This window comes from Arthrobacter sp. H41 (assembly GCF_000520535.1).
Lineage (GTDB): Bacteria > Actinomycetota > Actinomycetes > Actinomycetales > Micrococcaceae > Arthrobacter_D.
On the sequence record NZ_AZRZ01000469.1, the window covers coordinates 1 to 5692 of the forward strand.

The 5692-nt window shown below is 63.3% G+C and carries 3 protein-coding genes and 2 pseudogenes; 2 read left to right on the top strand and 3 right to left on the bottom strand.

The window, feature by feature from the left end; all coding sequences use genetic code 11:
- Positions 1-76: 76 nt before the first annotated feature.
- Positions 77-1324, bottom strand: a complete 1248-nt coding sequence (locus Y705_RS0101475) for an IS256 family transposase (RefSeq protein ID WP_026531583.1) — start codon at positions 1322-1324, stop codon at positions 77-79.
- Positions 1325-1751: 427 nt separating this feature from the next.
- Here Y705_RS0101475 and Y705_RS16475 point away from each other — a divergent pair, with 427 nt between their 5' ends.
- Positions 1752-3149 carry a plasmid pRiA4b ORF-3 family protein gene (locus Y705_RS16475; protein ID WP_444826148.1) on the top strand — a complete coding sequence of 466 codons (1398 nt, stop codon included), beginning with the start codon at positions 1752-1754 and terminating at the stop codon, positions 3147-3149.
- Positions 3150-3244: 95 nt separating this feature from the next.
- On the opposite strand, the pseudogene Y705_RS16480 reads toward Y705_RS16475, so the two are convergent.
- Positions 3245-3883: pseudogene (locus tag Y705_RS16480) on the bottom strand (PDDEXK nuclease domain-containing protein); the annotation flags it as partial.
- A 70-nt stretch (positions 3884-3953) separates the two neighbouring features.
- Between Y705_RS16480 and Y705_RS23525 the strand changes: the two are divergent.
- Positions 3954-4067: pseudogene (locus Y705_RS23525) on the top strand (relaxase domain-containing protein); the annotation flags it as partial.
- A gap of 473 nt (positions 4068-4540) precedes the next feature.
- Here Y705_RS23525 and Y705_RS16485 read toward each other — a convergent pair.
- Positions 4541-5647: an IS110 family RNA-guided transposase gene (locus tag Y705_RS16485; RefSeq protein WP_049822101.1), complete on the bottom strand. Its 1107-nt coding sequence runs from the start codon at positions 5645-5647 to the stop codon at positions 4541-4543.
- Positions 5648-5692: the final 45 nt, after the last annotated feature.

A 5692-nucleotide genomic window follows, 5' to 3' on the forward strand; every position in this document is an offset into this window, starting at 1 on the left:
GGCTCATCACGTCGCCTACGCAACGCTCAAGGTCAAGTCCCTGGGAGTGGTGTAGCGCTTGGTGACCCCTCAGGGGTTAGGCGGTCAGGGCGGGGCGGGTCTCCTTGTCGTCGGTGGTGCCTGTGTCGGTGACGAGGGTGAGGCGGCTTTTGGTGAGGATGTCGAGGCCGAGGTAGCGGCGTCCTTCGGCCCATTCATCGGTCTGCTCTGCCAACACGGCGCCGACGAGGCGGATAATCGCGTCCCTGTTGGGGAAGATCCCGACGCTGTCGGTGCGACGCCGGATCTCCCTGTTTAACCGCTCGTTGGGGTTGTTCGACCAGACCTGCTGCCAGAGCCCTTCGGGGAAGCCGGTGAATGCGAGGATGTCCGCGCGGGCTGCATCGAGGTGCTCGTGGGCATCAGGGAGTGTGGCCTCGACGTAGTCCAGGAGCCGGTCGAACTGCGCATGCACCGCGGCGGCGTCGGGCTGGTCATAGACCGAGTGGAGCATCGCTTTCACGGCCGGCCACATGCTCTTCGGTGTCACGCTCATCAGATTCGCCGCGTAATGCGTCCGGCACCGCTGCCAGGTGGCTCCGGGAATGTTCGCGCCGATCGCTTCCACCAGTCCCCGATGGGCGTCCGAGGTCACCAGGCGGACCCCAGTCAGGCCCCGGGCGACGAGGTCCGCGAAGAAACTGTTCCACGCGGCCCCGGTCTCGGACGTAGCCACCCGAAGACCAAGGACTTCCCTGCGCCCGTCAGCGTTGACGCCGGTCGCGACCAGGACGACCGCGTTGATGACCCTGCCGCCCTCACGGACTTTCATCGTGAGCGCGTCGGCGGCGACGAACGTGAACGGGCCTGTCTCACTCAAGGGGCGGTGGCGGAACTCGTTGACGTGCTCATCGAGCTCGGCTGCCATGCGGGAGACCTGCGACTTCGACAAACTGTTGATGCCCAGGGTCTTTACCAGCTTGTCCATCCGACGCGTACTGACGCCGGCGAGGTAGCAGTCAGCGACGACGGTGATCAGGGCGGACTCGGCTCGTTTGCGGCGCTCGAGGAGCCAGTCAGGGAAGTACGTGCCGGATCGGAGTTTTGGGACGGCGACGTCGACGGTCCCGATCCGGGTGTCCAACTCGCGGTGTCGGTACCCGTTGCGCTGCGCAAGACGGTCGGGGCTGGGCTTGCCCCATTCCGCCCCGGCCACGGCGTCCGCGTCAGCTGAGAGTAAGGAGTTGATCATGCTCTGCAGCAGTGAACGCATCAAATCGGGGGATGCCTCGCCGAGGGCTTCAGTCAGGAGGCGGGCAGGGTCGAGAATATGAGGAGCGGTCATCGTGATGGTTCCATTTCGAGAGGGTTGTAGGAGATTCCTCGAAGGATCACACGGTGGCCGCGTCTACGTCATGAGTGACGAGTCCGGCAACCGCGCTACACCACTATCAGGGACGTAACTACGCTCAACAGCGGAGAACTACACCACTCAGCGGGACGTAACCCGAATTCGCCGGACTGGAATACGCCGGCTCACCAGCAGAAGTAATCCAATTGCAGAATCTGCAGAGCAGGACATAGTGATACGTCCTCCCTCGTTGATTTGGGCCACCTATCGATTTGGGCCACCTACGCCTCCTACCGGCGATAGCTCAGTGAAAACCGCGGGCCCGGGCCGGGAGATTCCTGCGACCGGGCACTGGCAGGATAGTGCTGTGACGATACGCGCTGCTGATGAAGATCCCGAGTTAGCGTTGCTGCGCGTGAAAGTGTCGATCGAAGGCAGCGAACCGGTCATCTGGCGGGTCCTCGATGTCGACTCTTCCCTGACCTTGGACAGGGTTCACGACATGATCCAGACGGCCGTCGGGTGGCGGGATTCGCATCTGCATTCCTTCACCGACACTGACCCCTATGTTCGTCTACGTGCAGTCAACGGGCACGTGCGTGAGCCTCGGCGCTGGGTCTCCCAGGATCTGCTGGAGGACAACGACGAGGACCTCCCGGAGACGGAATGGACCTTGGGCCAGATCTTCACGCCCGAGTCCGGCGCCCTGTTTTATGAATACGACTTTGGCGACGGCTGGATCCACCGCCTCGAACTCACCGGGAGCTTCCCCGCCCCGGCCAACGCTCCGCGGGCACGGCTTGTAGACGGGGCACGGCGGGCACCGCTGGAGGATTCCGGCGGCATCGGGGGCTACCACGACCTGCTCGACGCTCTCGAAGACCCCGACCACGACAATCATCAGGACCTGAAGGCATGGGTCGCCTGGACAGTCGGACCGTGGCAGGGATTCGACCCGGAGCAGCTGGACATCGATGCCGTGAATAATGAACTGGCCTTACTGTTTCCCGCCGCAGCCGCCAGCGAATTCGGACCCGGCGGCCAGTCAGTCGTCCAGGAAGTCACGCACCGGTTACCTCCGGGAATGCGCCGCGAGTTCCGTTCCTATCTGGCCNGTTCCTATCTGGCCGGCGCGGGCCTCGACGGTCCCGCGCTGGTGGACGCGGACACCGCCGAGGCGATGGTCGCTCCTTACCTCTGGCTCGCCCGCCGTATCGGGCGCGACGGCCTGTCCCTCACCGCTGCGGGTTGGCTGCCGCCGGCCGTGGTTCACGAGGCAATGACCGAGCTCGGCTGGGCCCGTAATTGGATCGGCAAAGCCAACCGCGAGGACCAGACCCTGCCCGTGTTCCGGCTGCGTGAAAGCGCCCAGCGGCTCGGTCTGGTCCGCAAAATCAAAGGCAGGATCGTCCTCACATCCGCCACCAAGCGGCTGCTTGATGACCCCGTGCAACTTTGGCTGTTCCTGGCGCGGGCTCTGGCCCACCGGCACCGTCATGACTCCGAACGGGACGCAGCCGTGCTGCTGCTCCTCGAAGTCGCAGCAGGAAAACGAACCACTTGGCACGACTACCTTGAGACCATCTCATTCGGGCTCACCGTGCTCGGCTGGACGACCCGCATCGGAGCCGAACTGTCGCCCGAAACCGTCCACACACTGCTCCAGGATGCCCGGGAAGTGCTCCTAAACCTCGGCATCCTCGACGACCACGACGGGCTGAAAGCGAACACCATCGCACCGCAAGGGCAGGCCTTCGCCCGCGCCGCCCTTCACTCCTATCCGCCCAAACCAGCGATCACGGACAAATCCGCAGCTTAGGACCCCCGTCTGGAGGCTGATTCCGGCGTATGAAACCAGTGGTATTCGCAGGTCTTGAATACACCGGCTCGCCAGCAGGCATTTGGAGACTGCTCCTAGCCGGGGCTCTCAGACGCGATTTGGTCGAAGGCCGCTGTGAGTTCGTCGGCGGCCGGCAGTGCGAGTTGTTCCGCAGCTGGCAGGCTTTCGTAGGTGTAGGTGGATACGGCCATTGGTGACTCGGATCGGCCGAGGGCGTAGCGGACGGTGTGGTCGTTCTTGCTACCGCAGATCAGGATCCCGACGGTGTCGTTGTGGGCTTCGCGTCGGAGCTTGTCGTCGACTAGGGCGACGTAGAAGTTCAGCTTTCCAGCGTATTCGGGCTGAAACTTGCCGGTCTTGAGCTCGATGACGAAGTAGCGCAGCTGCTCGACATGGAAGAAGAGCAGGTCGATGTAGAAGTCATCGCCCTCGACCTCGAGGTGTACCTGTCGACCGACAAACGCGAAGCCGGGACCGAGCTCCCGGAGAGTATCGACGATGCGGTCCATGAGGGCCCGCTCGAGGTCGCGCTCAGCGACCTCGCCGGAGAGCCCGAGGAACTCAAACGCGTACGGGTCCTTGGCTGTTTGCTGTGCCAATTCGGAGTCCGCTGCTGGCAGGCTGCGGGTGAAGTTCGACGGCGCCGTGCCGGTACGCTCCATCGACTTATTCATGATCATGTTCGCCAGGACGTTTCTGGACCACCCGTACTCAGAGGTCGTCAGCGGTGACGAGCTGCGCGCTGGGGACAGGGAGCTGGGGGACTACTACACCGTTGAGGGGATGCCTCCGGGGCAGTGGGTCGGCCACTCGGAGCAGTTGCTGGGAGTGACCGGTGAGGTAACGCAGGAGCAGATGGCCGCCCTGTTCGGGGAGGGACTACACCCCAAAGCTGCCCGCATCCTGGCCGACGGCGGAACCAACGAGGACGTCCGTCTCGGACAGAAGTACCACCAGTTCGGTGAGGCGAACACGGAAATGACCAAGCGACTCGACGAGGAGTACGCCCGGTTCCGGCGCACCAACGGTCCTGCGTGGGGCGACGGAACCACCACTGTGCATGTCCTGATGGGTCAGCGCCGCACCTGCGGCGCGGTCGAAGCCGAGGCACCCCTGATCCCGGTCATGGTCGTCACCAGCCCGGAGGAAGCCGAGCGGATCACCACGCAGGTCGTGTATTAGCGAGCGGCGGAGCCTGCTGGGCCGCGGCACCGTCCGCAAATTGGTGATCGAGTCAGACGGCTTCGAGTGGCGCTTAGGTCGGAACTCTTGGAGCGGGCCGAAACCGGTATGACACGCTGAGGGATTCTTCACCGGACACCACCTGATCCGTAAATCAAACCGAAGCCCGGCATGCTCAATCGGTGCTCCTATTCCGGGTAAGGGTCTGCCCCGGCAACGTGGGATCGGGCCGGTTCCGCGGTGGCGTAAAGGGAGTTGAGTTGGCGGTAGAGCATGCGGGCGATGTAGCGCTTTAGGGACCTACGGATCTCCCGATAGCTATGGCCTTCTTGGGTACGTTTGGTGACGTAGTCCCGGGTTCCGGGATCATGAACCATTCGGGTCATAGCAATGGTGTGCAGTGCTCGGTTGAGGCGCCTATCACCGCCCCGATTGAGTCTGTGCCGGACAGTGTTACCGCTTGAAGCTGGCAAGGGATTCACCCCTGCTAGTGAGGCGAAGGCAGCCTCGCTGCGAACCCTTCCTGGATGCGACCAAGCTGTCAGGATCGTAGCGACAGTGACAGCCCCGGCGCCCATCATTTCCAGCAGCGGCGCCGCGGGGCTTTGCTGGATCAGCTCTGTCATACGCTTCTGGTTAGCAGCTAGTTGAATGGCTACTTCGTGCACGCGGCGCGCCAACCGAACTGCTTCCTCGCGCGCGATCAACAACTCGATTGGCTCATCTCGTTCCCTCCACCTGGTGATCGTGTCGATCTGGGCGGGAACCAGCGGTTTACGAGCGTCGATTCCTAGATCGTGTGCCCGGAGTAAGGCGATGAGCGCATTGACGTTCATCGTTCGGTCCCGGGTCAACTGATCCCTGGCTGCGCTCAAGATCTTGAGTCCGGCACGGGCTCCCTCGTCCTGGCGTGGGGTTCGAAGCTGGGACTCATCTAAAGCCAGGACTGCGGTTCCGATTGCCGCGGCGTCCAACGGATCGGATTTACCGATCGCGCGGCGTCCTCGGGCGTTCATTCGTGGAGCTTCGACGACGTCATAGCCGACCTCGGCTACTGCCCGGGCCAGACGTGCCCCATAAGAACCGACACCCTCGACAGCCCACAGACACCCTGTGTCGCCGTCCGTCCGTCGGCCTACCCACGCAAGTGCGCGGGAGATCCCTGCCGAGGTAGTCGGGAATTGCTCGCACGCGACCTGTCGCTTAGTACGGGCCTCGATGATGGCGTACGTGTGTGTGCGGGCGTGGCAATCCACGCCGATGACGAATGGGCGGGTCTGCGCAACGAGTGTCACTGCGGCCACCCTCCTTCGGGACTGCCCACGGTTTGGTTGACTCGT